Annotated in this window: 21 protein-coding genes; 8 read left to right on the top strand and 13 right to left on the bottom strand. The window is 66.8% G+C overall.

Going from position 1 to position 22,293, the window contains the following annotated elements:
* Window positions 1-293: 293 nt before the first annotated feature.
* The 9 genes from EO139_RS10285 to ccmA form a co-directional block, all read right to left on the bottom strand.
* Window positions 294-1,307 carry a tetratricopeptide repeat protein gene (locus EO139_RS10285; protein WP_164739805.1) on the bottom strand — a complete coding sequence of 338 codons (1,014 nt, stop codon included), beginning with the start codon at window positions 1,305-1,307 and terminating at the stop codon, window positions 294-296.
* The gene (locus EO139_RS10280) at window positions 1,307-1,741 is read right to left on the bottom strand and encodes a cytochrome c-type biogenesis protein (RefSeq protein ID WP_164739804.1); all 435 of its coding nucleotides are present in this window, start codon (window positions 1,739-1,741) and stop codon (window positions 1,307-1,309) included. Before EO139_RS10280 ends, EO139_RS10285 begins: the two co-directional genes overlap by 1 nt.
* The gene (locus EO139_RS10275) at window positions 1,738-2,340 is read right to left on the bottom strand and encodes a DsbE family thiol:disulfide interchange protein (RefSeq protein ID WP_126970429.1); all 603 of its coding nucleotides are present in this window, start codon (window positions 2,338-2,340) and stop codon (window positions 1,738-1,740) included. The genes EO139_RS10280 and EO139_RS10275 overlap by 4 nt, the downstream gene beginning before the upstream one ends.
* Complete coding sequence (locus EO139_RS10270) at window positions 2,333-4,270, bottom strand: heme lyase CcmF/NrfE family subunit (RefSeq protein ID WP_126970427.1); 1,938 nt, start codon at window positions 4,268-4,270, stop codon at window positions 2,333-2,335. The genes EO139_RS10275 and EO139_RS10270 overlap by 8 nt, the downstream gene beginning before the upstream one ends.
* A gap of 171 nt (window positions 4,271-4,441) precedes the next feature.
* Window positions 4,442-4,912 carry a cytochrome c maturation protein CcmE gene (gene ccmE / locus EO139_RS10265; protein WP_104582505.1) on the bottom strand — a complete coding sequence of 157 codons (471 nt, stop codon included), beginning with the start codon at window positions 4,910-4,912 and terminating at the stop codon, window positions 4,442-4,444.
* The gene (locus EO139_RS10260; RefSeq protein WP_033483498.1) at window positions 4,909-5,079 is read right to left on the bottom strand and encodes a heme exporter protein CcmD; all 171 of its coding nucleotides are present in this window, start codon (window positions 5,077-5,079) and stop codon (window positions 4,909-4,911) included. Before EO139_RS10260 ends, ccmE begins: the two co-directional genes overlap by 4 nt.
* Window positions 5,076-5,828: a heme ABC transporter permease CcmC gene (gene ccmC, locus EO139_RS10255; protein ID WP_104582506.1), complete on the bottom strand. Its 753-nt coding sequence runs from the start codon at window positions 5,826-5,828 to the stop codon at window positions 5,076-5,078. The genes EO139_RS10260 and ccmC overlap by 4 nt, the downstream gene beginning before the upstream one ends.
* Window positions 5,829-5,922: 94 nt before the next feature.
* The gene (gene ccmB / locus EO139_RS10250) at window positions 5,923-6,618 is read right to left on the bottom strand and encodes a heme exporter protein CcmB (RefSeq protein ID WP_006452115.1); all 696 of its coding nucleotides are present in this window, start codon (window positions 6,616-6,618) and stop codon (window positions 5,923-5,925) included.
* On the bottom strand, window positions 6,615-7,259 hold the full coding sequence (gene ccmA / locus EO139_RS10245; protein ID WP_104582508.1) for a heme ABC exporter ATP-binding protein CcmA: 645 nt from the start codon (window positions 7,257-7,259) through the stop codon (window positions 6,615-6,617). Before ccmA ends, ccmB begins: the two co-directional genes overlap by 4 nt.
* Before the next feature lie 246 nt (window positions 7,260-7,505).
* On the opposite strand from ccmA, the gene EO139_RS10240 reads away from it, so the two are divergent.
* Window positions 7,506-8,654, top strand: coding sequence for a pyridoxal phosphate-dependent aminotransferase (locus tag EO139_RS10240; protein WP_126970425.1), 1,149 nt, complete (start codon window positions 7,506-7,508; stop codon window positions 8,652-8,654).
* Window positions 8,655-8,802: 148 nt separating this feature from the next.
* Window positions 8,803-9,603 carry an amidohydrolase gene (locus EO139_RS10235; RefSeq protein WP_126970423.1) on the top strand — a complete coding sequence of 267 codons (801 nt, stop codon included), beginning with the start codon at window positions 8,803-8,805 and terminating at the stop codon, window positions 9,601-9,603.
* Between the two features lie 95 nt (window positions 9,604-9,698).
* Here the strand turns inward: EO139_RS10235 and EO139_RS10230 are convergent, their stop codons facing one another.
* Window positions 9,699-10,469 carry a glutaminyl-peptide cyclotransferase gene (locus EO139_RS10230; RefSeq protein ID WP_126970421.1) on the bottom strand — a complete coding sequence of 257 codons (771 nt, stop codon included), beginning with the start codon at window positions 10,467-10,469 and terminating at the stop codon, window positions 9,699-9,701.
* 163 nt (window positions 10,470-10,632) lie between these two features.
* Between EO139_RS10230 and EO139_RS10225 the strand changes: the two genes are divergently transcribed.
* Window positions 10,633-11,070 (top strand): hypothetical protein, encoded by a 438-nt coding sequence (locus EO139_RS10225; RefSeq protein WP_104648994.1) that lies wholly within the window; start codon window positions 10,633-10,635, stop codon window positions 11,068-11,070.
* A gap of 171 nt (window positions 11,071-11,241) precedes the next feature.
* Here the strand turns inward: EO139_RS10225 and EO139_RS10220 are convergent, their stop codons facing one another.
* The 3 genes from EO139_RS10220 to EO139_RS10210 are packed head-to-tail and all read right to left on the bottom strand — an operon-like array spanning window position 11,242 to window position 14,957.
* On the bottom strand, window positions 11,242-12,879 hold the full coding sequence (locus EO139_RS10220; protein ID WP_104582513.1) for a pseudouridine synthase: 1,638 nt from the start codon (window positions 12,877-12,879) through the stop codon (window positions 11,242-11,244).
* Entirely contained in the window at window positions 12,872-14,074 is a 1,203-nt protein-coding gene (scpB, locus tag EO139_RS10215) for an SMC-Scp complex subunit ScpB (RefSeq protein WP_241235942.1), read from the bottom strand. The genes EO139_RS10220 and scpB overlap by 8 nt, the downstream gene beginning before the upstream one ends.
* A complete protein-coding gene (locus tag EO139_RS10210; protein WP_104582515.1) occupies window positions 14,052-14,957 on the bottom strand; it encodes a ScpA family protein in 906 nt (301 codons plus the stop codon). The genes scpB and EO139_RS10210 overlap by 23 nt, the downstream gene beginning before the upstream one ends.
* 351 nt (window positions 14,958-15,308) lie before the next feature.
* Between EO139_RS10210 and EO139_RS10205 the strand changes: the two genes are divergently transcribed.
* The 5 genes from EO139_RS10205 to EO139_RS10185 all read left to right on the top strand — a co-directional run bounded on the left by EO139_RS10205 (window position 15,309) and on the right by EO139_RS10185 (window position 22,293).
* On the top strand, window positions 15,309-15,608 hold the full coding sequence (locus EO139_RS10205) for a YciI family protein (RefSeq protein WP_126970417.1): 300 nt from the start codon (window positions 15,309-15,311) through the stop codon (window positions 15,606-15,608).
* Window positions 15,605-15,874: a BolA family protein gene (locus EO139_RS10200; RefSeq protein ID WP_104582517.1), complete on the top strand. Its 270-nt coding sequence runs from the start codon at window positions 15,605-15,607 to the stop codon at window positions 15,872-15,874. The genes EO139_RS10205 and EO139_RS10200 overlap by 4 nt, the downstream gene beginning before the upstream one ends.
* 559 nt (window positions 15,875-16,433) lie before the next feature.
* On the top strand, window positions 16,434-17,456 hold the full coding sequence (locus EO139_RS10195; RefSeq protein WP_104648989.1) for a LacI family DNA-binding transcriptional regulator: 1,023 nt from the start codon (window positions 16,434-16,436) through the stop codon (window positions 17,454-17,456).
* A gap of 119 nt (window positions 17,457-17,575) precedes the next feature.
* A complete protein-coding gene (locus EO139_RS10190; RefSeq protein WP_126970415.1) occupies window positions 17,576-20,554 on the top strand; it encodes a TonB-dependent receptor in 2,979 nt (992 codons plus the stop codon).
* A gap of 101 nt (window positions 20,555-20,655) precedes the next feature.
* Window positions 20,656-22,293 carry a glucoamylase family protein gene (locus tag EO139_RS10185; protein ID WP_104582520.1) on the top strand — a complete coding sequence of 546 codons (1,638 nt, stop codon included), beginning with the start codon at window positions 20,656-20,658 and terminating at the stop codon, window positions 22,291-22,293.

Raw genomic sequence — 22,293 nt, 5'->3', positions numbered from 1 at the left:
GCACGACAGACGGCTTTCCGATGAGTGCCGACCAACTGTCTGGTGCGGTGAGGGCACCGCGCCCTCGACGCTGTCAGTTTGCTGCAGGGTCCTTGCCCGCCCACCCTCGCGGGACACGCCGCAAGTACGTCCATGTAGGCTCTGGCGCGGCATCCATGCCGCTCAAGGTCCCGCGACGGTGAGCGGGCAAGGACCAGTCGAGATGGTCGGTGTGCGTGGGTTTCAACGGTGCAATCGACGCACTCCGGTGCAGTGTCATCGTTGATTGCGTCGCAACGACATGCGGCGAGCAATCAGCGGCCGATCACCAATTCCACTGGCGCGGCGGCGGGCAGTTCCACCATCACCGGCGCGCTCTCGACATCATCGGCCTGGCGCATTGCATTGCCGCTGCGCGACAGCCGCGCCAGTACCTGCACGGTGTCCAGCGACGACAGCGTGCGCGTCGGCATCGGGCTGTCGCCGTCGTCCAGGGTGATGGTCAATGGCAGCTCGCGCAGCGCGTGTTTTTCCACCGCCACCGGCATTGGCGTGTCGGTGGCGCGCGCAATCACGAACACGCTGGTATCGCCGGGCATTCCGGCGCGTTTGGCGAACTCGGCATCCAGCGTCACCCGCACCTTGATGCGTTTTCCGCCGGCTGCATCGATGGCAGTTGCAGCCGGCGCCTGGATCGGCGCCAGCCTGGCTTCCTGGCGCGCGGCGTTGATCTGTTCGAGCAGGCCGGGGCGGGTCGCGGCATCGACCACACGCAGCAATGGCTCCCAGGTCTCGCTGGCCCTGGCCGGCTGACCGGCCTGTCGTTGCACCACACCCAGGAACCAGCGTGCACGTTGATGGTCCGGTTGCACGCTGAGCGCGTGTTCCAGCAGACGCATGGCCTGCGTATCCGGGCGCCCGCTGTCGTCAGCGAGCATGCGCGACTGCGCGGCAGCCACCAGTACGTCCGGCTCGTCCGGACGCAGTGCGACCGCGCGTGCAAACGCATCGCGCGCTTCGGCAAATTTCTGTTGGCTGGACAGCGAGCGCCCCAGCAATACCCAGCCTTCGGCCTGGTCGGGATTGCGCGCCAGTGCCGCGCGCAGCTGCACGATCGCTTCATCCAGCGAGCGTGGCGTGGCCGGTCGCTCGGCGGGCGCCCGGATCGCGCCCGGCGTGCCGACCTGCCAATACAGCGCCGCGCTCGCCGCCAGCAGCAACACCGCGATGCCGGCAGTCAGCCCGCGCGCATCGCGCCACAGCGGCCGCAGCGCCACGCCGAAGACGATCAGGGCCAGCACCACCGCCGCAATGACGAAGCCGACCATCACCACTCCTGCTCATCGGCGGGCAAGGCGGGCGCAGCCACGCTGCGTCGACGCACCACCAACGCGACGGCGCCACCGCCGATCAACAGCACCAGCAGCGGACCGAACCACAACAGCCAGGTCCGCGATTCCACACGCGGGCGGTACAGCACGAACTCGCCATAGCGCGCCACCAGGAACTGGCGGATCTGCGCATCGCTGCGCCCTTCGTGCATCAACGCCAGCACTTCGCGGCGCAGGTCCTGGGCGATCTGCGCATTGGAATCGGCCAGTGACTGGTTCTGGCACTGCACGCAGCGCAGCTCGGCGGTCAACGCATGGAAGCGCGCCTCTTCGTCGGCCGAGGCATAGCGCAGCGGCGCCGGGTCGCCGGCCGGCTGGGCCAGGGCCAGCCAGGGCAACAGCAGCAGCGTCAGCAGCCAGGCTCGCATCATTGTTTGGCGTGCAGGTCCGGTGCGGCACTGGGCGAGCGCTCGATCTTGCGCAGCACCGGAATCAGCTGCGTGTCGATGACGGACTGGGTGAGCATGCCGCTGTACTTCCAGCGCACCACGCCGCGCCCGTCGACCAGAAAGGTCTCCGGCGCCGCGGCGATGCCGAAGTCGATCGCGGTGCGGCCATCCTTGTCGGCCACCACCAGCAGGTACGGGTTGCCCAGTTGTTCGAGCCAGCGCAGTGCATCGGTGCGCTCGTCCTTCCAGTTGTAGCCGATCACGCGCACACGCTTGGTCAGCGCAAAGCGGCTCAATACCGGATGCTCCTCGCGGCAGGCCGGGCACCAGCTGCCCCACACATTGATGATGTACGGTGCGCCGCGTAGTTCGCGCGCGTGCACCACGATGCTGGGGTCGTGCAGCAGCGGCAGCGCGAACTCCGGCGCAGGCTTGCCGATCAGCGCAGAGGGCAGGGCATCGCGATCGTCCTGACCGGAGCGCACCACCGCATAGACCAGCAGCGCTGCCAGTGCGAGCAGCAGCACGATGGCACCCACCAGAACCGCAGTGGGCAGGCGGAGTGAACGTGACTCAACCATCTTGGATCTCCGGAGAACGACGAAAACGCCGGTCGGCCGCGGTAACCAGGCCGCCGAGCGCCATCAGCAGCGCTCCCAGCCAGATCCAGCGGACGAACGGTTTGAGGTGGACGCGGACCGCCCAGGCCTGATTGCCCAGCGGTTCGCCAAGGGCGACATACAGGTCGCCGAACGGGCCGGGGCGGATCGCCGCCTCGGTCAGGGTCTGCCCGCCGCTGGCGTAGCGGCGTTTTTCCGCATGCAGCAGGCCGACCGGCACATCATCCTCGAACACCTGCAGGTTGGCACGGTCGGAGACGTAATTGGGCCCGCGCAGTTCTTCGACGTCATCAAAGTGCAGCGCATAGCGGCCGATCTGCATCTGCTGCCCGGGCGCCAACGCGACCTCGCGCTGCAGGCTCAGCGATTCCACCAGCAACGCACCGGCCAGGAAGACCGCCACGCCCAGGTGGGCCAGCACCATGCCCAGCATTTCGGCGGTGAATTTACGGCCCTTGGCGGCGCGCCGTGTCCACAAAAAGCGCAGCGTGCCCAACAGCACCCAGGCCGCGCCGGCCACGCCGATCGCCGCCTTCCACTGCCCCTGCGGCGCGGCGAACCAGGCCAGCACGCCTGCGGCAACCGCCAGTCCGGCCCAGGGCCCGAGCATCGCCACCGGGCGCGAGGCCTGCTCGCGTTGCCAGCGGGTCAGCGGACCGAACGGCAGCAGCGCCACCAACGGCGCCATCAGCACCACGAACAAGGTGCCGAAGTAGGGCGGGCCGACCGACAGCTTGCCCAGGCCCAAGGCGTCGGCGAGCAGCGGATACAGCGTGCCCAGCAACACCATCGCGCAGGCGCAGGTGAGCAGCAGGTTGTTCAACAGCAACAAGGTTTCGCGCGAGCTGCCGGCAAAGGCGCGGCGCGGATCATCGACCAGCGACAGGCGGGGCGCGCGGATCGCGTACAGCACCAGCGAGCCACCCACCACCGCCAGCAGGAACACCAGGATGAACAGGCCGCGCGAGGGATCGGCCGCAAACGCATGCACGCTGGTCAGCACGCCCGAGCGCACCAGGAAGGTGCCCAGCAGCGATAGCGAAAACGCGGCGATCGCCAGCAGCAAGGTCCAGCTGGCGAAGCTGCCGCGCTTTTCGGTGACCGCCTGCGAATGCAGCAACGCGGTGCCCACCAGCCACGGCATGAAACTGGCGTTCTCGACCGGGTCCCAGAACCACCAGCCACCCCAGCCCAGCTCGTAATACGCCCACCAGCTGCCGAGCGCGATGCCGACGGTGAGCATCGCCCAGGCCACATTGGTCCATGGCCGCGTCCAGCGCAGCCAGCGCGCATCCATGCGGCCTTCCAGCAGCGCGGCGATGGCGAAGGCGAATGGCACCGCAAAGCCGACATAGCCGCAGTACAACATCGGCGGATGGATGATCAGCCCCGGGTCCTGCAACAGCGGATTGAGGTCGGCGCCTTCCAGCGGCACCGGCAACAAGCGCGCGAACGGGTTGGAGGTGAACAGCAAAAAGGCCAGGAAGCCGATGCTGACCAGGGCCATCACCCCGAGCACGCGCGCGATGACGTGCGCGGGCAGCTGCCGCGACCACAACGCCACCGCACCGGTCCACAGCGCCAGCACCAGCGTCCACAGCAGCAATGAACCTTCGTGCGCGCCCCACACCGCCGAATAGCGATACATCACCGGCAGCAGGCTGTTGGAATTCTCGGCGACGTAGCGCACCGAAAAATCCTGCACCAGGAATGCATGCGTCAACAGCGCGAAGGCCGCCGCGATCAGGCCCAGCTGCACCAACGCGGCTGGCCGCGCCACGGCCATCCAGCTGCTGCGTCCGCGCTGCGCACCGGCCAGCGGCAACGCGGCCTGCAGCAGGGCCACCAGCAACGCCAGAATCAGCAGGAAGGTACCGAGCTCAGGCAGCATCGGGTCGGCGCATTGGTGAGCATGCAGTGGGGCAACGAATACGGGCGCAAGGCAGAGGCGGCATCCATGCAGCATCTGCCTGCGCCTGCCTGCGCGCAGCGACGGCGTCGGCCGCGCAAGCACCTTGCACGCCAACACCGTGCAGCAACACGAACGTCGTGATGCCTGACATCACCGCAGCGCTCCGGCCTGGTCCGCGGCCGCCGGCACATCGTGCTTGCGGTGCGCGCTGCCCATCTTGTCGGCGACTTCCTTCGGCATATAGGTCTCGTCGTGCTTGGCCAGGATCTCTTCGGCCACGAACACGCCGTGCTGCATGCGACCGGTCGCCACCACCGCCTGTCCCTCGCGAAACAGGTCCGGCAGGATGCGGTCGTAGCGGACCGGCAACTGCGCATCGCCATCGGTGACGCGGAACTGCGCTTCCAACGAACCGGAGGCGCGCTGGAACGAGCCTTTCTCCACCATGCCGCCGAGCCGGAAGCGCGCGTGCTCACCGGCGTCGCCGCGCAGCACTTCCGACGGTGTGTACAGATAGGCCACGTTGCGCTGCAGTGCCATCGCCACCAGCGTGGTCGCCAGGCCGCCGGCCAGTACCAGCGCAATCACCAGCCAGATCCGGCGGCGCCGTTGCGGGTTCACCGGATCAGCTCCGCATCGCTGGGCACCGCGCGCTTGCGCTCGCGCAGGCGCCGCGCCTGCGCGATCTTCAACGCGCGACGCACCTGCCAGCGGCCGGCGATCAAGTCCCACAGCAACACCAGCACGAACACCGCGTAGGCGGCGATGACGTAGGGCAGGTAGCTCATGCCGCGCCCTCCGGCGCGTCGCGCACGATCCAGGCCTTGCCGGCTTCGCGGCGCAGGTTGTCGGCGCGCGCACGCGTCAGCAGCGAACCGGCGAACCAGAACTTGGTGCCGATCACCATCAGCCACAGCGGTAGCAGCATGCTCGCATCGATGGTCGAGGGGCCGAGCAGGCGAATGCTCTGGCCCTGATGCAGCGAGTTCCACCACACCACCGAATAGCGGATCACCGGCAGCAACGCCACGCCGACGATCGCCAGCAAGGCGGCCGCGCGTGCGGCCTGACGGCGATCGTCGATGGCCTGGTACAGGCCGATCACGCCCAGATACAGGAACAGCAGGATCAGCTCGGTGGTCAGGCGCGGGTCCCAGTCCCACCAGGCGCCCCACATCGGCTTGCCCCAGATGCTGCCGGTCAGCAGGGTGATCACGGTGAACGCGGCGCCGATCGGCGCGCAGGCCATCGCCAGGATCTCGCAGATCTTGATGCGCCAGATCAGCGCGATCGCCGCGTATACCGCCATCAACCCGAACACGAACAGGCTCATCCACGCGCTCGGCACATGGATATACAGAATGCGAAAGCTGTCGCCCTGCTGGTAGTCGGCCGGCACCGCAAACAAGGCCTGCCAGATGCCCGCGCCCAGCAACACCGCGGCCAGCGCGTGGCACCACGGCGCCCAGCGCGCAGTGAAACGGTCGAAGATCGGGGGCGAGGCGAGTTGATGGAACCAGCGGACGACGACGTTCATGCGATGGCAACGGCCTTTGGAATGGCATTGGCTCTCGAAACAGCAACAACGCAGTGAGTGGAGCGTCTTATCGACAGCGCATCGACCGCACGGCTCAACTCAACGAAATCCGGATCGCGGCAGCCGCAGCCAGCGGTGCCAGCACCACGCCGATCACCAGCCCGGCGCCCAGCAACAACAACGCACCCACCGCATCCTGGCCCTGGCCGCTGGCCGCCACGCTGCCGGCACCGAACACCAGCACCGGTACGTACAACGGCAACGCCAGCAGCGCCACGAGAATACCAGAGCGTTTCATCGTCACCGTCAGTGCCGCGACCACGGCGCCAAGCAGACTCAGAAGCGGTGTACCCAGTGCCAACGATGCCAGCAGTACCGGTAGCTGGTCATGTGGCAGGTGCAGCAATTCGCCCAGCAGCGGGGTCACCGCGATCAACGGCAGCGCGCTGGTGGCCCAGTGCAGCAGCACGCGCACCGCGATCAGCCACGCCAATGGCACCGGCGCCAGCAGCCATTGCTCCATCGAGCCGTCTTCCACGTCGCTGCGGAACAGCGCATCCAGCGACAGCAGGCCGGCCAGCAGCACCGACAGCCACAGCACCGCCGGCGCGGCCTGCGCCAGCAGGTCGGGGCGCCCGCCCAGGCCCAGCGCGAACAACACCACGATCAGCAGGGCGAACAACGCCGGCTGCAAGGCATCGCTGCGACGGCGCCACAGCAGCTGCAGGTCGCGGCTGAGCAGTGCACGCGCGGCCTGCCACAGCGACGGTTGTGGCGAATGCAGGCTCATGCCGCCGTCTCCAGCGTGAGCATGCGCGTGCGCACCGGCGGCGCCGCGTAGGCACCGTGGGTGGTGACCAGCGCCGCGCCGCCACCGCGCAGGTGCGCGGAGATCATCCGGTTGACCAGGGTGATGCCGTCCAGGTCCAGGTTGGCATAGGGCTCGTCCAGCAGCCACAGCGGGGCCGGCGACAACCACAGCCGCGCCAGCGCCAGGCGTTTGCGCTGGCCGGCCGACAGCTGCCGCACCAATGCGTCTTCGTAGCCGGCCAGGCCGACGATGGCCAGCGCGCTGCCAGGCATCTGCTTGGCGCGTCGGCCATGCAGGCCGCACAGGAAGTGCAGGTTCTCCAGCGTGCTGAGATCGGCCTTCAGGCCCGGCAAATGGCCCAGATAGGCCATGAAGCGGCTGCGATCGCCGCGCCGCGCCGTCTTGCCGTCGATCTGGATCTGCCCCCGCTCCACATGCAGCAGCCCGGCCAGCACCCGCAGCAGCGTGGTCTTGCCGGCGCCGTTGTCGCCCTGCACCAGCAGCGCCTCGCCGGCATCGACATGGAAATCCAGCGGGCCGAACACCGGCTCCTCGTTGCGGCTGAAAGCCAGCGCGCGCGCCGCCAGCAGCGGTGGCGCAGTGTGCAGCGGTTCGATCATCGGCGCAGCGGGCTCCCGTCGCAGGACGGCATGGGGTGGGCGAGCGGGTGTCGTGCCATCGCGGGGAAGCAGCTGGCACGACACGCTGTGAGGCAGGGCGCGCATTGTAGCGACGATGGCCCGCTGCCGGGGCGCATCGGGCGGCGTGCTGTGTCCGGGAACGCTGTTTTGCACCGCCCGGGCGCAACCGCCTGGCGGCTTTGCGTACACTCGCGGTCCCCCCCGTTTGCTGCCCGGACAGGCCCGATGCCCCTCACGACCAAGCTGCCCAAGGTGGGCACCACCATCTTCACCGTCATGTCGCAGCTGGCGGCCGAACACGGCGCGGTGAATCTGGGCCAGGGTTTTCCCGATTTCGCGGTGCCGTCGCGGCTGGTCGATGAACTGACCAGGGCCATGGCGGCCGGCCACAACCAATACCCGCCGATGACCGGCGTGGCGGCCCTGCGCCAGGCCATTGCCGGCAAGGCGCAGCGCTGCTACGGCGCGCAGGTCGATGCCGACAGCGAGATCACCGTCACCAGCGGTGCCACCGAGGCGATCTTCAACGCCATCCACGCGGTGGTGCGTGCCGGCGAGGAGGTCATCGTGCTGGACCCGGCCTACGACTGCTACGAGCCGGCGATCGACCTGGCCGGCGCGCGCGCGGTGCACGTGGCGCTGGACCCGCAGACCTTCGCCGTCGACTGGCCGGCGCTACGCGCGGCGATCACGCCGAAGACGCGCCTGCTGATGATCAACTCGCCGCACAATCCCTCCGGCGCGATGCTGTCTGCCGACGACATGCAGACCCTGACCGAGCTGCTGCGCGGCAGCGACATCTTCCTGCTCTCGGACGAGGTGTACGAACACATCGTGTTCGATGGCCGCCGCCATGAATCGGTGCTGCGCTGGCCGGAATTGCGCGAGCGTGCGTTCGTGATTTCCAGCTTTGGCAAGACCTATCACTGCACCGGCTGGAAGATCGGCTACGCCATCGCGCCGCCGGCATTGAGCGCCGAGTTCCGCAAGGTGCACCAATACAACACCTTCACCAGCTTCGGGCCGGCCCAGCATGCATTTGCCGCGATGATCCGCGACGAACCCGAACACGACGAGCAACTCGGCGCGTTCTACCAGGCCAAGCGCGATCGTTTCCGCGAGCAGTTGCTGACCACGCGCCTGCAGCCGTTGCCGGTGCCCGGCGGCTATTTCCAGCTGGTGGACTATTCGGCGGTCAGCGACCTGCCTGACACCGAGTTCGTGAAGTGGCTGACGGTGGAGAAGGGCGTGGCCGCAATTCCGCTGTCGCCGTTCTACCAGACGGCGCCGCAAGGACAACGGCTGGCCCGGTTATGCTTTGCCAAGAACGATGCGACGCTGGATGCGGCGATCGCGCGATTGCAGCAGCTCTGACGAGCTGGGATTCGGGAATCGGGATTCGGGAATCGTAAGAGCGGTTGGTCGCTTTCGATCTGAATCTGCACTTGGCCCGATGCCGTAACGCCCTCACCAAACCGCTGTCCGATTCCCTATTCCCGATTCTCCATTCCCGAGCCTCAGCATGCACGACCTCCGCATCTCGCTTGTCCAAGGCGATACCCGCTGGCATGACCCGGCCGGCAATCGCGACTATTACGGTGCCTTGCTGGAGCCCTTGGCCGGGCAGACCGATCTGGTGATCCTGCCGGAGACCTTCACCAGCGGGTTCTCCAACGATGCCATCGACAAGGCCGAGGACATGGACGGGCCGACCGTGGCCTGGCTGCGTGCGCAGGCTGCGCGGCTGGGGGCGGCGGTCACCGGCAGCGTGCAGCTACGCACCGGGCAGGGCGTGTTCAACCGGCTGCTGTGGGCCACGCCCGACGGGGCGCTGCAGTCCTACGACAAGCGCCATCTGTTCCGCTTCGGCAACGAGCACCTGCGCTACGCGGCCGGGCGCGATCGCCTGACGGTGGAGTGGAAGGGCTGGCGGATCAATCCGCAGGTCTGCTACGACCTGCGCTTTCCGGTGTTCTGCCGCAATCGCTTCGATGTCGAGCGGCCGGGCCAGCTGGATTTCGATCTGCAGCTGTTCGTTGCCAACTGGCCATCCGCGCGCGCCTATGCCTGGAAGACGCTGCTGCGCGCACGTGCGATCGAGAACCTGTGCTTCGTGGCGGCGGTCAACCGCGTCGGCGTCGATGGCAATCAGCTGCACTACGCCGGCGACAGCGCGGTGATCGATTTCCTCGGCCAGCCGCAGGTGGAAATCCGCGAGCAGCCGCAAGTGGTCACCACCACCCTCAGCGCCGCCGCCCTGGCCGAACATCGCGCACGCTTCCCGGCGATGCTGGATGCGGATGTCTTTGAGATTCGGGATTAGGGATTAGGGATTGGTGCAAGCAGGCCACGGCTGTCTGCTCGTTGCCGTTGCGAATCCCAAATCCCAAATCCCAAATCCCCAATCCCCAATCCCGGCTACTCACCCAGCTTGATCTCGTAGATCTTCGGCCACCGCTTGCCGGTGACGAACAGGCGATCGTGCTCGGCGTCGTAGGCGATGCCGTTGAGCACATCGTTGCCGGGGTCGGTCAGGGTGTCGGCGTCCGGTACCAGCGCCTGCAAGTCGATCCAGGCGATCACCTTGCCGCTGGCCGGGTCGATGCGCGCGATGCGGGTGGTCAACCAGACGTTCGCCAACAGCTCGCCTTTCACCCATTCCAGCTCGTTGAGATTGTCCAGCGCCTTGCCGCCGGCAGTGACCTTGATGCTGCCGACCTGCTGCAGCGTCTGTGGATCCAGCCGCCGAATGCGGGCAGTGCCATCGCTCATGTACAGGCTGCTGGCGTCGCGGGTCAGCGCCCACCCCTCGCCGGAATAGCTGAACTGCGTGCGCGGCGTCAGCGTGGCCAGGTCGTAGACAAACCCGCGCTGGTTGCGCCAGGTCAGCTGGATCAGGCGGTCGTGCCAGGCCACGATGCCTTCGCCAAAAAAAGGCAACGGTGTCGTGACCTGCTGCAGGACGCGGCCGGTCTCCAGCTCGACCTTGCGCACGCTGGACCGGCCCAACTCACCGGTGCTCTCGTACAGGAACCCGTCGAGATAGAACAGGCCTTCGGTAAAGGCGGCGGTGTCGTGCGGATAAGTGCGCACGACGGTATAGCCCTGGGTCGGGACGGCGTCGCTGCAATGGGCGAGCGGAGGCAGCAGCAGGGCGGCGAGGAGCAGGCTGTAGGCAGTTCGTGGCATGTGGCGATCATCCCACGCCGCGGTTGCAGACCGTCATGGCGCAGGCAGCCAGCGGCGAATAATCATTCGCTGAACGGTCGCCTGCGCGGTGCCGGCATGTTGTCGCGGCTGCCACATCGGCGCTGCTAGGCTCGGCGCCACGTTCACCAACCGGAATGCCCGCATGATCAAGTCACTTTCCCTTTTCGCGCTGCTGGGCGCCGCCACGCTGGCACCGCAGGCGCAGGCCGCCGGCAACATCGACTGCCAGCTGTCGTTCAACCTGTCGGGCTGGTCGGTGTTCTACAAGACCGCCAGCGGCACCGGCACCATCACCTGCGACAACGGCGCGGTGATCCCGGTCAAGATCTCCAGCAAGGGCGGTGGCCTGACCGTCGGCAAGTCCAAGATCGTTGGTGGCCGCGGCAGCTTCTCCGGCGCCTACAGCCTCAATGATCTGTTCGGCACCTATGCAGCGGCCGAAGCGCATGCCGGCATCGTCAAGTCAAGCACCGCACAGGTGGTCACCAAGGGCGACATTTCGCTGGCACTGGCCGGAACGGGCGAGGGCGTGGATCTGGGTGTCAATGTCGGCAACTTCGTGATCGAGCGCCGCAAGTAATTCGCCGGTCGAGCGCGCGGTGCCCCGCCGCTCGCGCGGCCCGCGGTGACTTCATCGAGCGGGGCAGATCACACCGACCCATCCGCGCTTTGACCTGGACGTCTGGCGTGCCCTGAGCAGCAACGAAAAACGGCCCTTCGCAGGGCCGTTTTTCATGTGCGTCTTGCCAGCTTAGCGACCGCGATTACCGCCGCCTGGCGGGCGACGATTGCCGCCACCCGGCGGACGACCACCCGGGCCGCCGGGGCCACGCGACGCGCCGCCGGGACCACCGGGACCGCGATTGCCGCCCGGACCACGGTTGCCACCGGGGCCGCCTGCACGTGCGCCGCTCGGGCGGCCGGCTGCCGGACGTGCCGCGCCATACGGGCTGAAGCCCGGGTTGGCGTGGTCGGACGGAAAGCTCGGCGCATTGCCCGGATGACCATAGGGATGCTTGCGCTGGCCTTGGCCCTGCGACTGGCCCTGTCCGCCACCGGCGCCGCCACGCCCCTGGCCAGCTGCGCCGGGACGTGCATTGCCCGGGCCGCCGCCTGGACGCGCGCCACCCGGACCCTTCTTCGCATACGGGCGCGCCTGGCCGGTGCCGGGGCCACTGGGGCCGGCATTGCGGTGACCGCTGGGGCCGGTACTGACGCCATCGGGCACGTACCAGCTGCGGAACGCGGCCGGGTTGCCGTCCGGCAGGGCACGGTCGCCCTTGCCGGGAGCGCGCTGCTTGAACGGGCGCTGCTGCGACTGCTTGGCCGCCGCCTCGCCGCTGACGGTGAGGCCGCCGCGGAAACCACCCGGCTTGCCACGGCCACGGCCGCCGCGATCCTCGCGCAGATTGTCGAAGCGACGCAGCTCACGGCCTTCGTCGGCGCCGGAGGTCTGGCCGTTGACATAGGCATTGCTGCGGCCATCGCGCGAGACGTGCACGGTGGACTTGGCGGCGCGGCGCTGGCCGATCACCGGCTGCAGCGTCAATGCCGAGGGCGCGCCTTCTTCCAGCTTGAGTTCGGCGCGCAGGGCATCGACCTTGTCCTGCGCCACTTCGATCGACTGCCCACGCAGCAGCTCGCGCGGCAGCGAGATCTTGCCGTAGCGGCTGCGCTTGAGGCGACTGACCTGGCAGCCCTGCGACTCCCACAGCCGGCGCACTTCGCGGTTGCGGCCTTCCTTGACCACCACGCGGAACCAGTCGTGCGAGTCGGTGCCGCCGATGCGTTCGATCTCGTCGAACTTGGCGCCGCCGTCTTCCAGCAGCACGCCGCGCGACAGGCGCTCGATGATCGCGTCGGAGACCTTGTCCTCGCCTTCCGGCGCACGCACGCGCACCACGTATTCGCGCTCGACCTCGTAGGAGGGATGCATCATCGCGTTGGCCAGCTCACCGTCGGTGGTCAGCAGCAGCAGGCCGGTGGTGTTGATGTCCAGGCGGCCGATCGCGATCCAGCGCGAACCCTTCAATACCGGCAGCGACTCGAACACGGTCGGGCGGCCTTCGGGATCTTCGCGCGTGGTCACTTCGCCTTCGGGCTTGTTGTAGATCAGCACGCGGGCCGGCTCGGTCAGCGCGCTGGCCACGAAACTGCGGCCATCGAGCTCGATCTTGTCGCCGCTGCGCACCGACATGCCGGTCTGCGCGACGGCGCCATTGACCTTGATCAGGCCATCGGCAATGCGCTGTTCCAGTGCGCGGCGCGACCCCAGGCCGGCCTGGGCCAGCACCTTGTGCAGGCGCTCTTCCAGCTTGGGCGCTTCGGGCGCGCTGTCGCGCTTGAGGGAAAGCTTGTTCAACGACAGCTTGCGGGGGGTGTCACTCATGTGTCTGGCTCCGGCCGACGCGTTGCGGGTCGGCCTCTGGGTCGGAATCGGCTTCGTCAACAGCCACGGTCGTCGTCGCGACGGCGTTGTCTTCGTCTTCGTTCACTGCTTCCGCGCGCGTTCCCGGCGCGGTGTCGGGGTCGCCCTCACGGGCGTCATCTGGGTCCAACGGGTTCGTGTCCTGCGCCGAGGCATGCCCGGCGCGTTGCGCTGTCTGGTCACTCGCCTCATCGGCGCTGGCGCGGTCATCGACCGCGTCGGCGTGGTATTCGTTTTCTTCGTCGACGGCAGTTGCGGTGCCGGCCGTCTGACCTTCGACATCGCTATCGAAGTGCATTGCATCATCGGTGTCGCCGGTTGCGTCGACCGTGCTGTCCGCTGCCGGCAGACCGTCCGCATCGCGGTGTTCGGGCGCAGCGTCGCTCGGGCCGGCATCGGCGTCAGCGCCACCCTCCGACTCCACGCCAGCCGCAGCGGTCGTCGCCGCACCAGCGCCGTCAGCACCTGCCATCTGCGCATCGGCGTCCGCAGCCGGACCTGCTTCGGCAAGCTCGGCATCCATCGCTGCCGACGCCGGGACCGCGCCATCCAGTTGCCCGTCGCGGTCCAGCGGCAGCTGCGGTTCCAGCTCGGCGATGTCCTTCAACTCAGACAATGGCGGCAGCTCGTCCAATCGCTTGAGCCCGAAGTAATCCAGGAAGCCCTTGGTGGTGCCGAACAGGGCCGGCTTGCCGGGCACGTCGCGGTGGCCCACCACGCGGATCCATTCGCGTTCTTCCAGCGCCTGGATGATGTTGCTGCTGACCGCCACGCCGCGCACCTGTTCGATCTCGCCGCGGGTGATCGGCTGGCGGTAGGCGATCAGTGCCAGGGTTTCCAGCGTGGCGCGGGTGTACTTGGTGCGGCGCTCGGTCCACAGCCGGGCAACCCAGCCATGCACCTCGGCCTTGACCTGGAAGCGGAAGCCCGAGGCCACCTCGACCAGTTCCACGCCGCGCTCGGCGCAGCCCTCGCGCAGCAGTTCCAGCGCGCGCTCGATGCTGCCGGGCGGCGCCGGCTCTTCTTCGGGAAACAGTCCCTGCAGCTGCGCCAGCGTCAGCGGCTGGCTGCTCGCCAGCAGGGCGGCTTCGATAATGCGGGTGATCAACGCTTGATCCATTCGGTGATCGGCTTCAGATAGGTTCGTTGGCGGCATCGCTGTCATCGAATTCGCTGGAGAATTGCAACGGCGCATTGGTGTTGCCCAAGGCCAGCGACTTCACGTAGATCGGCGCCAGCGGCGCTTCCTGCACGATGTCCAGCAATTGCTCCTTGGCCAGTTCGAGCAGCGCCAGGAAGGTGACCAGCACGCCGAGCTTGCCTTCCTCGGCCGTGAACAGCGATTCGAAGCGATAGAACCTGCCATCGTCCAGACGGCTCAGCACATCGCCCATGCGCTGGCGCACACTCAGCGCCTCGCGCTTGATCGCATGGCCGGTGAACAGTTCGGCGCGCTTGAGCACGTCGTACAGCGCCATCAGCATTTCTTTCAGTTCCACCGGCGGCGGCAGCTTGACCGCGGCGCGCTCGGGCAGATGCGCCTGCACCGGCGCACTGTCGCGGCCCATGCGCGGCAAGGTGTCCAGATCCTCGGCGGCCTGCTTGAAGCGTTCGTATTCCTGCAGGCGGCGTACCAGCTCGGCGCGCGGATCGTTTTCCTCGCCTTCCTGGCTGGGCGGGCGGGGCAGCAGCATGCGCGACTTGATCTCGGCCAGGATCGCGGCCATCACCAGATATTCGGCCGCCAGTTCGAAGCGCAGCTCCTGCATCACGTTGATGTAGGCCACGTACTGCCGGGTGATCTCGGCGACGGGGATATCCAGGATGTCCAGGTTCTGGCGGCGGATCAGATACAGCAGCAGGTCCAGCGGACCTTCGAAGGCATCCAGGATGACTTCCAGCGCGTCCGGCGGAATATACAGATCCTGCGGGATCTGCAGCACCGGTTGCCCATGCACCACCGCCAGCGGCATTTCCTGCTGCTGTGGCGGCGCGCTCGTGGCTGGCGGATTCGCGTCGTGCGCGAGTTCGGAATTCATCAGGTCGACATCGGGTCTTACGGTCGCCGGCCGCGGTCTGGGCCGCGCCTGCAGGGCTTTGCCTTGAGTTATTGCAATCAATGTCGTGCCCGTGCCGGCACGATCCTACAAATCCACATACAACGTGCGCCGCGTGGCATGCGGCGACGGGACAGCGAGGAGGTCGTCTACGCGGGTCGGCGGTGGGCAGCGAATCGGTCGTCGAGTGAGGCGTGGGGCCTGGGCCGACGGGCCGCTGCGTCCGATTGCGTGTGCAGTGGTGTCAAGGGTAATGCGTGCGCAGGGCCGGTGTCCAGCGCCGAGGCGGCTAGAATCCCACGGCTGATCTTCAGGTTCTTGGCGAGGTGGTCAATGTGGTACGTAATCGAAGGGTATGACCGGGACGATGCACTGGCGGCGCGGCAGCAGGCGCGACCGGCGCATCTGGCCCGTTTGCAGGCGCTGGCGGCGGCAGGTCGCTTGCTGGTGGCGGGCCCGTGCCCGGCGATCGATGTCGAGGATCCGGGTCCGGCCGGCTTCAGCGGCAGCGTGGTCATCGCCGAATTCGACGCGCTGGACGACGCGCGCGCCTGGGCCGATGCCGATCCGTATGTGGAGGCGGGCGTGTATGTGCGCACCGAGGTCCGCCCGTTCCGCCGGGTGCTGCCATGAGCCGGGTCGAGCGGATCCGCGCCGCGCTGCAGTCGGCCCTTGCGCCGACCGAGCTGGAGGTGGTGGACGACAGCCATCGCCATGCCGGGCATGCCGGTGCGCGCGACGGGCGGGGGCATTTCAATGTGCGCGTGGTCAGCGCCACCTTCGCCGGCAAGCCGCCGTTGGCACGTCACCGCGCGGTCTATGCCGCGGTCGGCGAGATGATGCAGACCGATATCCACGCGCTGTCGATCGAGGCCTTCGCACCAGGCGAGGCGAGGTAACCAGGCCGATCAAGCCGCCGCCGTAGGAGCGCACCCGGGCGCGACGCAGGTTACCGCTAAGGCCCATCGCGCCCGGGTGCGCTCCTACGGGCAGGCATTGCCGGGGTGGACTTTCGACAACCGGGCGCAATGGCTGAAGGCTGGCTTTCTTGCAGGGGCGCGCCCGAGCGAAACCGCGTCACTGGCAATCCGATTGGCGCTCGCACTCGCAATATCGATACGCCAGGCGAGGCCGATGACTGAATCCGCCAACTGCGTAGTAGGAGCGCACCCGGGCGCGACGGAGGTTACCCGCAAGGCCCATCGCGCCCGGGTGCGCTCCTACGGGGGGCCAAGCGCAGCGGACCATACAGCCCCAACCGTGATCGCCGTCGGCCTTCATCCGTGGACATATGGGCAGTATTTGTTGCGTCGCAACACAGTGCTTCACGTATTCATCACTTGCAGATGCTTGATCTGTAAGCGTTTTCACGGGCGTGAAGACAGGGGTTTACGCCCTTGTATGAAAACGCTTACAGTCCGCGCCAGTTTTGGGACTCGGTCGCGGAGGGCGACACGAATGGCCAAGGGTGCGGTCACCATCAAAGATGTCGCTCGGGAAGCACAGGTCTCCGTTGCAACGGTGTCGCGTGCGCTCAATGGGCACGACAACGTCGCCGGGCCGGTGCGCCAGCTGGTGCAGGACGTGGCCGCACGCTTGCGCTACAGCCCGCATGCGGCGGCGCGCAGCCTGAGCAGCCGGCGCACCCAGACCCTGGGCGTGGTACTGCCGGATCTGTACGGCGAATTCTTTTCCGAGCTGATCCGCGGGATCGACGGCGCGGCGCGTGCTGCCGGCCAGCATCTGCTGGTGTCTAGTTACCACGGCGACCCGGAAGCGCAGGGCAGGGCGTTGCAGTCCATGCGCGGGCGGGTGGATGGTCTGCTGGTGCTGTCGCCGTATGCCGAGCAGCCCGGGTTCCTCACCGACAACCTGCCGCAGGCGCTGCCCACGGTGCTGATCAACGCGCACGTTCCGGGCGACGCCTATCCGGTGCTGAGCATCGATGACCATGCCGGCGCGATGGCGATGACCGAACACCTGCTCTCGGCCGGGCATCGGCGCATCGCCTTCATCGGCGGGCCGGCGCTTAACTTCGATGCGCGCGAACGCCTGCGCGGCTTCCGCGATGCGATCGCCGCACACGGCGACACCGCGCAGGGCATCGAATTTCCTGGCGACTTCGACGAGGCCTCCGGCCACCGTGCCGGGCAGGCGATGCTGGCCGACGGCGCGCTGCCCGACGCGGTATTCGCCGCCAACGACATGACCGCGCTGGGCTGCCTGTACGCCTTTGCCCAGGCCGATGTCTCGGTACCCGGCGACGTGGCACTGGCCGGCTTCGACGACATTCCGCTTGCCCGTTTCGTCCATCCGGCGCTGACCACGATGCGGGTCAGCATCGCGCGCCTGGGCGAACAGGCGATGAGCCGGCTGATGCGGCTGGTGGACCAGCCCGGCCACGACGACGGTATCCGCCAACTGCTCACGCCCGAGCTGGTGGTCCGCGCCTCCTGCGGCGCCGGCGAGCCCGGCCTCTGACGTTTCCAGCCCCTGACCCTTTCGCGGACGTCCTGTCCGCTCCCGCTGCCCCCCGCAGCGGTCGTTCCTGCAAGCCGCAACGCCACAACAACATTCTGTACCGATCCCTGGAGGGACCAATGCGCCACCACTACCCCCATTCCGCCAGTCCGGCGCGCAAGCTGCTCAGCTGCGCCCTGGCCAGTTGCCTGCTGCTGGGCGCCGCCCCGGCCTTCGCGCAGAGTGCTGCCGCGACGATCCGCGGCCAGGTCACCGTCGACTCGGCACCTGCCAGCCAGGCCCAGGTCACCGCGACCAATCTCGCCACCGGCCTGACCCGCACCGTACAGGTCAGCAACGGCGGCTACTCGCTCGGTGGCCTGCCGCCGGGTTCATACCGCCTGGACGTCACCGCCAACGGCCAGACCACCTCGCAGAACGTCACCGTGCAGGTCGGCCAGACCGCGACCCTGAACCTGGGCGTCGGCGGCGAACCGGCCACGGCCGAAGGTGGTAACGCCACCACGCTGGACGCGGTGCAGGTCAAGGCGCCGCCGGTACTGGTGGAAACCCGTACCTCCGAGAACGCCACCTACATCTCCAACGTGCAGATCCAGAACCTGCCGCGTGCCACGCGCAACTTCCTGGAACTGGCCGACACCGTGCCGAACGTGCAGTTCACCCGCGATGCCAACGGCACCACCAAGGTCCGTTCGGGCGCCACCTCGGCCGAAGGCACCAACGTCTATATTGACGGCGTCAGCCAGAAGAACTACGTGCTCACCGGCGGCGTCAGCGGCCAGGACTCCAGCCGCGGCAATCCGTTCCCGCAGTCGGCGATCGGCGAATACAAGGTCATCACCTCCAACTACAAGGCCGAGTTCGACCAGGTCAGCGGCGCGGCCATCGTGGCCTCGTCCAAGTCCGGTACCAACGATTTCCACGGCAGCTTCTTCTGGGATACCAGCAACGACAGCTGGCGTGAAGAGAGCCCGCTGGAAAAGCGCGCCGGCGTGCGTGACGACTTCGAGGAGACCCAGTACGGCGCGACCTTCAGCGGCCCGATCCTCAAGGACAAGGCACATTTCTTCGTCGCCTATGAAGCCAAGGAATACACCACCCCGAACGTGGTGATCCCCGGCTCGATCTATTCGGACCGCATCGATCAGCTGCCTGCGCAGTTGCAGCCGCTGGTCGCCACCTACAGCACGCCGTTCAAGGAAGACCTGTACTTCGCCAAGATCGACTGGACCATCGGCGACAACAGCCTGTTCGAGCTGAGCGGCAAGTACCGCAAGGAAGACGAGCTCAACGACGTCGGCGGCACCTCGACCCTTGAGCACGGCAGCATCAACGGCCAGGAAGAAAAGCGCGCCAACCTGCGTTGGCAGTACAGCGGCGCCAACTTCCTCAACGAGGCCAACCTCAGCTACGAGAGCGCGTTCTGGAACCAGGCGCCGATCAACAACGGCAACGGTTACATCCTCAGCTACACGCCCAACCGCGGCAACGAGACCGATGTGCTTGCCGCAGGCGCCGGCAGCAGCTTCCAGCGCAAGGGGCAGAAGGGCTGGACCTTCCAGGACGACCTGACCTTGAACAGCCTGGAATGGCACGGTGCGCATACCGTCAAGATGGGCGTGAAGTTCAAGAGCATCGATCTGGACTCCACCCAGTTCAACCCGGCCAACCCGCAGTACTACTACAACATCCTCAGCGATGTGGAAACGCCGTACCGGGTGCGCTTCGGTGCGCCGCTGGTCGAAGGTGGCGGCTCGGTGGTGTCCGAGAACAAGCAGTACGGCATCTATCTGCAGGACGACTGGGAGGTCAACGAGCACTGGACCCTGAATCTCGGCGTGCGCTACGACTACGAAGAAACCCCGGCATTCCTGGACTTCGTCACCCCGTCCGACGTCGCCGGTGCCTTGCAGAACTGGACCAACCTGCGCAACGCCAACTACGACATCAACGACTTCATCAGCACCGGCAACAACCGCAAGGCGTTCAAGAATGCCTGGCAGCCGCGCCTGGGTGCCTCCTATGACCTGTTCGGCGATCAGGCCCACGTGATCTACGGCGGTGCCGGCCGCGCCTACGACCGCAACATCTTCGACTACCTGGCGCTCGAGCAGCTCAACAACTCGTTCAATTCCTACAGCTACTACTTCACCAGCGCCAACAACCAGGCCTGCCTGGGCGACCCATGCACGGCATGGAATCCGGCCTACGGCACGCAGGAAGGGCTGAACACCCTGACCGGCAGCAGCACCGGCGGCGGCGGGCGCGAGGTCTACCTGATCGACAACAACATCAAGACCCCGTACTCGGACCAGTTCAGCATCGGCATGCGCAACATGGTGCCGCTGTGGGGCCAGGACTGGTTCACCGACGTGACCCTGAGCCGTATCGAAAGCCATGACGGCTTCGCGTTCGTGCGCGGCAACCGCCTGCCGGACGGTTCCTTCTTCCAGCCGGGCACCACCTCCGGCTCGCCGACCGACGGCCCGGACGGCTACAGCGCCATCGTGCTCGGGACCAACGGCGTGGAAACCCGCAACAACCAGCTCGCCCTGCAGGTCGAAAAGCCGTTCGACGAGGAATCGGGCTGGGGCCTGACCGTGGCCTACACCTATTCCGATGCCAAGGAGAACCGCCAGTTCGGCGAGCACTACGCACTGGATCGCGAACGCATCGAGGACTATGGCTGGCGCGAGGCCGGCGGCATTCCGAAGAACCGCCTGGTGGTCACCGGCATCTACGAGCTGCCCTACGAGGTCAAACTGTCCGGCAAGCTGTCGCTGGCCAGCCAGACCGCGCGTTACGGGCAGAATTGCCTGGCCGGCAACGACCAGTGCTACATCGTCCAGTTCAAGCCGGACGGCACGCTGGGCTACAAGGAGTTCAGCATCGCCGCCAATAAAGAATGGGATACCGGCGGCGGTGTCAAATTCAACGTGCGTGCGGATATCCTCAACGTCTTCAATTGGGTGAACTACGCCAACTTTAACGGCGAGACCGGGACACTCGGAGACTTGAACACGGCTTACGGCACCCCGACCGGTGTGCTGGCGTCGCCGATGCGTACCTTCCGTCTGGCCTTCGGCCTGAACTGGTGAGGTACCCGACCGCCCCGGCAGCTGCCGGGGCGGTCGAACTCGGCGCTTGGATAGGGTAGGTTGGCGTGCGAGATGTAATCGATTACACGAGTGGGGGGCGGATGAACAGGGGCAGGACTTCGTATTGGTTGACGATTCCACTATTGCTGGGCGCGCTGGTGCTGGCGTCCTGCAAACAGGCAGAGGAGCCCAAGGTGGCCGAAAAGAAGGCACCGGTGAAAGTCATCCTGGTGGAAGCACAGCTGCCACCCAAGCCGGTCAAACCCGCGCTTCCGCCGCTGTTCTCGGACATCGAGCGTCGCACCTTCCAGTTTTTCTGGGACACCACCAACGAACTCAATGGGTTGTCGCCGGACCGGTTTCCGTCGCGCCCGTTCGCCAGCATCGCCTCGGTGGGGTTCGCGCTGACCGCGTATCCGATCGGGATCGAGAATGGCTGGGTCAGTCGCAATCAGGCGATCGACCGCACCTTGACCACACTGAAATTCTTCCGTGATGCGCCGATGGGGCCGCAGCGGACCGGTAGGGCCGGGTACAAGGGCTTCTACTACCACTTTCTGGACATGCAGCAGGGCAACCGCTACGACAGCTGGGTCGAGCTGTCGAGCGTGGATACCGCGCTGCTGATGATGGGCGTGCTCTTCACCCAGTCCTACTACGACGGCGACGACCCGCGCGAAAAAGAGATCCGCCAGATCGCCGATACGCTGTACAAGCGCGTGGACTGGCGCTGGCTGCAGCAACGCGCACCGCTGATCTCGATGGGCTGGTTCCCCGAGAGCGGCTTCATCGACCACGACTGGATGGGCTACAACGAGGCGATGATGCTGTACATCCTCGCGCTCGGCTCGCCGACCCACGGCGTGGATGTGGATGCGTGGACCAGCTGGACCCGCACCTACAACAACGACTGGGGCGTCTACCAGGGCCAGGAATACCTGTCCTTCGGCCCGCTGTTCGGTCACCAATACAGCCATGTCTGGATCGATTTCCGCGATATCCAGGACCAGTACATGCGCGAACGCGGCATCGACTATTTCCTCAACAGCCGCCGCGCCACCCTGGCCCAGCGCGACTACGCCATCGACAACCCGATGAAGTGGAAGGACTACGGCGAGAACGTCTGGGGTCTGACCGCCGGCGACGGCCCGCAGAACACCAGCCAGGAATACCGCGGCGAGCAACGCCAGTTCCGCCATTACTCCTCGCGCGGCGCCGGCCTGCGCGAGAACTTCGACGACGGCACCATCGTGCCGTCGGCGGCGATTTCCTCGATCGTGTTCGCCCCGGAAGTGGTGATCCCGGCCACCGAGGAGATGCACAAGCGCTATGGCGACTTCCTGTACTCGAGCTACGGCTTTCTGGATTCGTTCAATCCCAGCTTCAACTACGACATCCCGCTCAAGACCGGGCGCATGGTGCCCGATCGCGGCTGGGTGGCCAGCGACTACATCGCCATCGACCAGGGCCCGATCCTGGCGATGATCGCCAATTACCAGAACGAATTCGTCTGGACCGTGATGAAGAAGAACCCCTACATCCGGGCCGGTCTGGAACGCGCCGGCTTCACCGGCGGCTGGCTCACCCCCGAAGGCGAGCCGCAGCCGGCGCCGCAGAAGGACGAGCAGAAGGCCGCCGCGCGTTCGCTGGGCATGGCCGAGTCGCGTGCCGCCGCTGCCCAGGCCCAGCAAGACCCCTCGCAACGCCAAAACTCCACGCAACGCCCCAAACCCGAGTAA

Origin of the sequence: Xanthomonas sp. BRIP62411 (genome assembly GCF_003993525.1) — a bacterium.
In the GTDB taxonomy this organism is placed as follows: Bacteria; Pseudomonadota; Gammaproteobacteria; order Xanthomonadales; family Xanthomonadaceae; genus Xanthomonas; species Xanthomonas euroxanthea.
This window is presented reverse-complemented; position numbering and strand designations above follow the sequence as displayed.

What these genes read in the sequence shown, in the direction of transcription:
- EO139_RS10225 (WP_104648994.1), top strand. Translation starts at nt 10,633, where the DNA reads ATGATCAAGTCACTTTCCCTTTTCGCGCTGCTGGGCGCCGCCACGCTG.
- EO139_RS10230 (WP_126970421.1), bottom strand. Translation starts at nt 10,469, where the DNA reads ATGCCACGAACTGCCTACAGCCTGCTCCTCGCCGCCCTGCTGCTGCCT.
- EO139_RS10285 (WP_164739805.1), bottom strand. Translation starts at nt 1,307, where the DNA reads ATGGTCGGCTTCGTCATTGCGGCGGTGGTGCTGGCCCTGATCGTCTTC.
- ccmA (WP_104582508.1), bottom strand. Translation starts at nt 7,259, where the DNA reads ATGATCGAACCGCTGCACACTGCGCCACCGCTGCTGGCGGCGCGCGCG.
- ccmC (WP_104582506.1), bottom strand. Translation starts at nt 5,828, where the DNA reads ATGAACGTCGTCGTCCGCTGGTTCCATCAACTCGCCTCGCCCCCGATC.
- EO139_RS10270 (WP_126970427.1), bottom strand. Translation starts at nt 4,270, where the DNA reads ATGCTGCCTGAGCTCGGTACCTTCCTGCTGATTCTGGCGTTGCTGGTG.
- EO139_RS10240 (WP_126970425.1), top strand. Translation starts at nt 7,506, where the DNA reads ATGCCCCTCACGACCAAGCTGCCCAAGGTGGGCACCACCATCTTCACC.
- EO139_RS10190 (WP_126970415.1), top strand. Translation starts at nt 17,576, where the DNA reads ATGCGCCACCACTACCCCCATTCCGCCAGTCCGGCGCGCAAGCTGCTC.
- EO139_RS10195 (WP_104648989.1), top strand. Translation starts at nt 16,434, where the DNA reads ATGGCCAAGGGTGCGGTCACCATCAAAGATGTCGCTCGGGAAGCACAG.
- EO139_RS10280 (WP_164739804.1), bottom strand. Translation starts at nt 1,741, where the DNA reads ATGATGCGAGCCTGGCTGCTGACGCTGCTGCTGTTGCCCTGGCTGGCC.
- EO139_RS10205 (WP_126970417.1), top strand. Translation starts at nt 15,309, where the DNA reads ATGTGGTACGTAATCGAAGGGTATGACCGGGACGATGCACTGGCGGCG.
- EO139_RS10200 (WP_104582517.1), top strand. Translation starts at nt 15,605, where the DNA reads ATGAGCCGGGTCGAGCGGATCCGCGCCGCGCTGCAGTCGGCCCTTGCG.
- EO139_RS10210 (WP_104582515.1), bottom strand. Translation starts at nt 14,957, where the DNA reads ATGAATTCCGAACTCGCGCACGACGCGAATCCGCCAGCCACGAGCGCG.
- ccmB (WP_006452115.1), bottom strand. Translation starts at nt 6,618, where the DNA reads ATGAGCCTGCATTCGCCACAACCGTCGCTGTGGCAGGCCGCGCGTGCA.
- scpB (WP_241235942.1), bottom strand. Translation starts at nt 14,074, where the DNA reads ATGCCGCCAACGAACCTATCTGAAGCCGATCACCGAATGGATCAAGCG.
- EO139_RS10185 (WP_104582520.1), top strand. Translation starts at nt 20,656, where the DNA reads ATGAACAGGGGCAGGACTTCGTATTGGTTGACGATTCCACTATTGCTG.
- EO139_RS10260 (WP_033483498.1), bottom strand. Translation starts at nt 5,079, where the DNA reads ATGAGCTACCTGCCCTACGTCATCGCCGCCTACGCGGTGTTCGTGCTG.
- EO139_RS10275 (WP_126970429.1), bottom strand. Translation starts at nt 2,340, where the DNA reads ATGGTTGAGTCACGTTCACTCCGCCTGCCCACTGCGGTTCTGGTGGGT.
- EO139_RS10220 (WP_104582513.1), bottom strand. Translation starts at nt 12,879, where the DNA reads ATGAGTGACACCCCCCGCAAGCTGTCGTTGAACAAGCTTTCCCTCAAG.
- EO139_RS10235 (WP_126970423.1), top strand. Translation starts at nt 8,803, where the DNA reads ATGCACGACCTCCGCATCTCGCTTGTCCAAGGCGATACCCGCTGGCAT.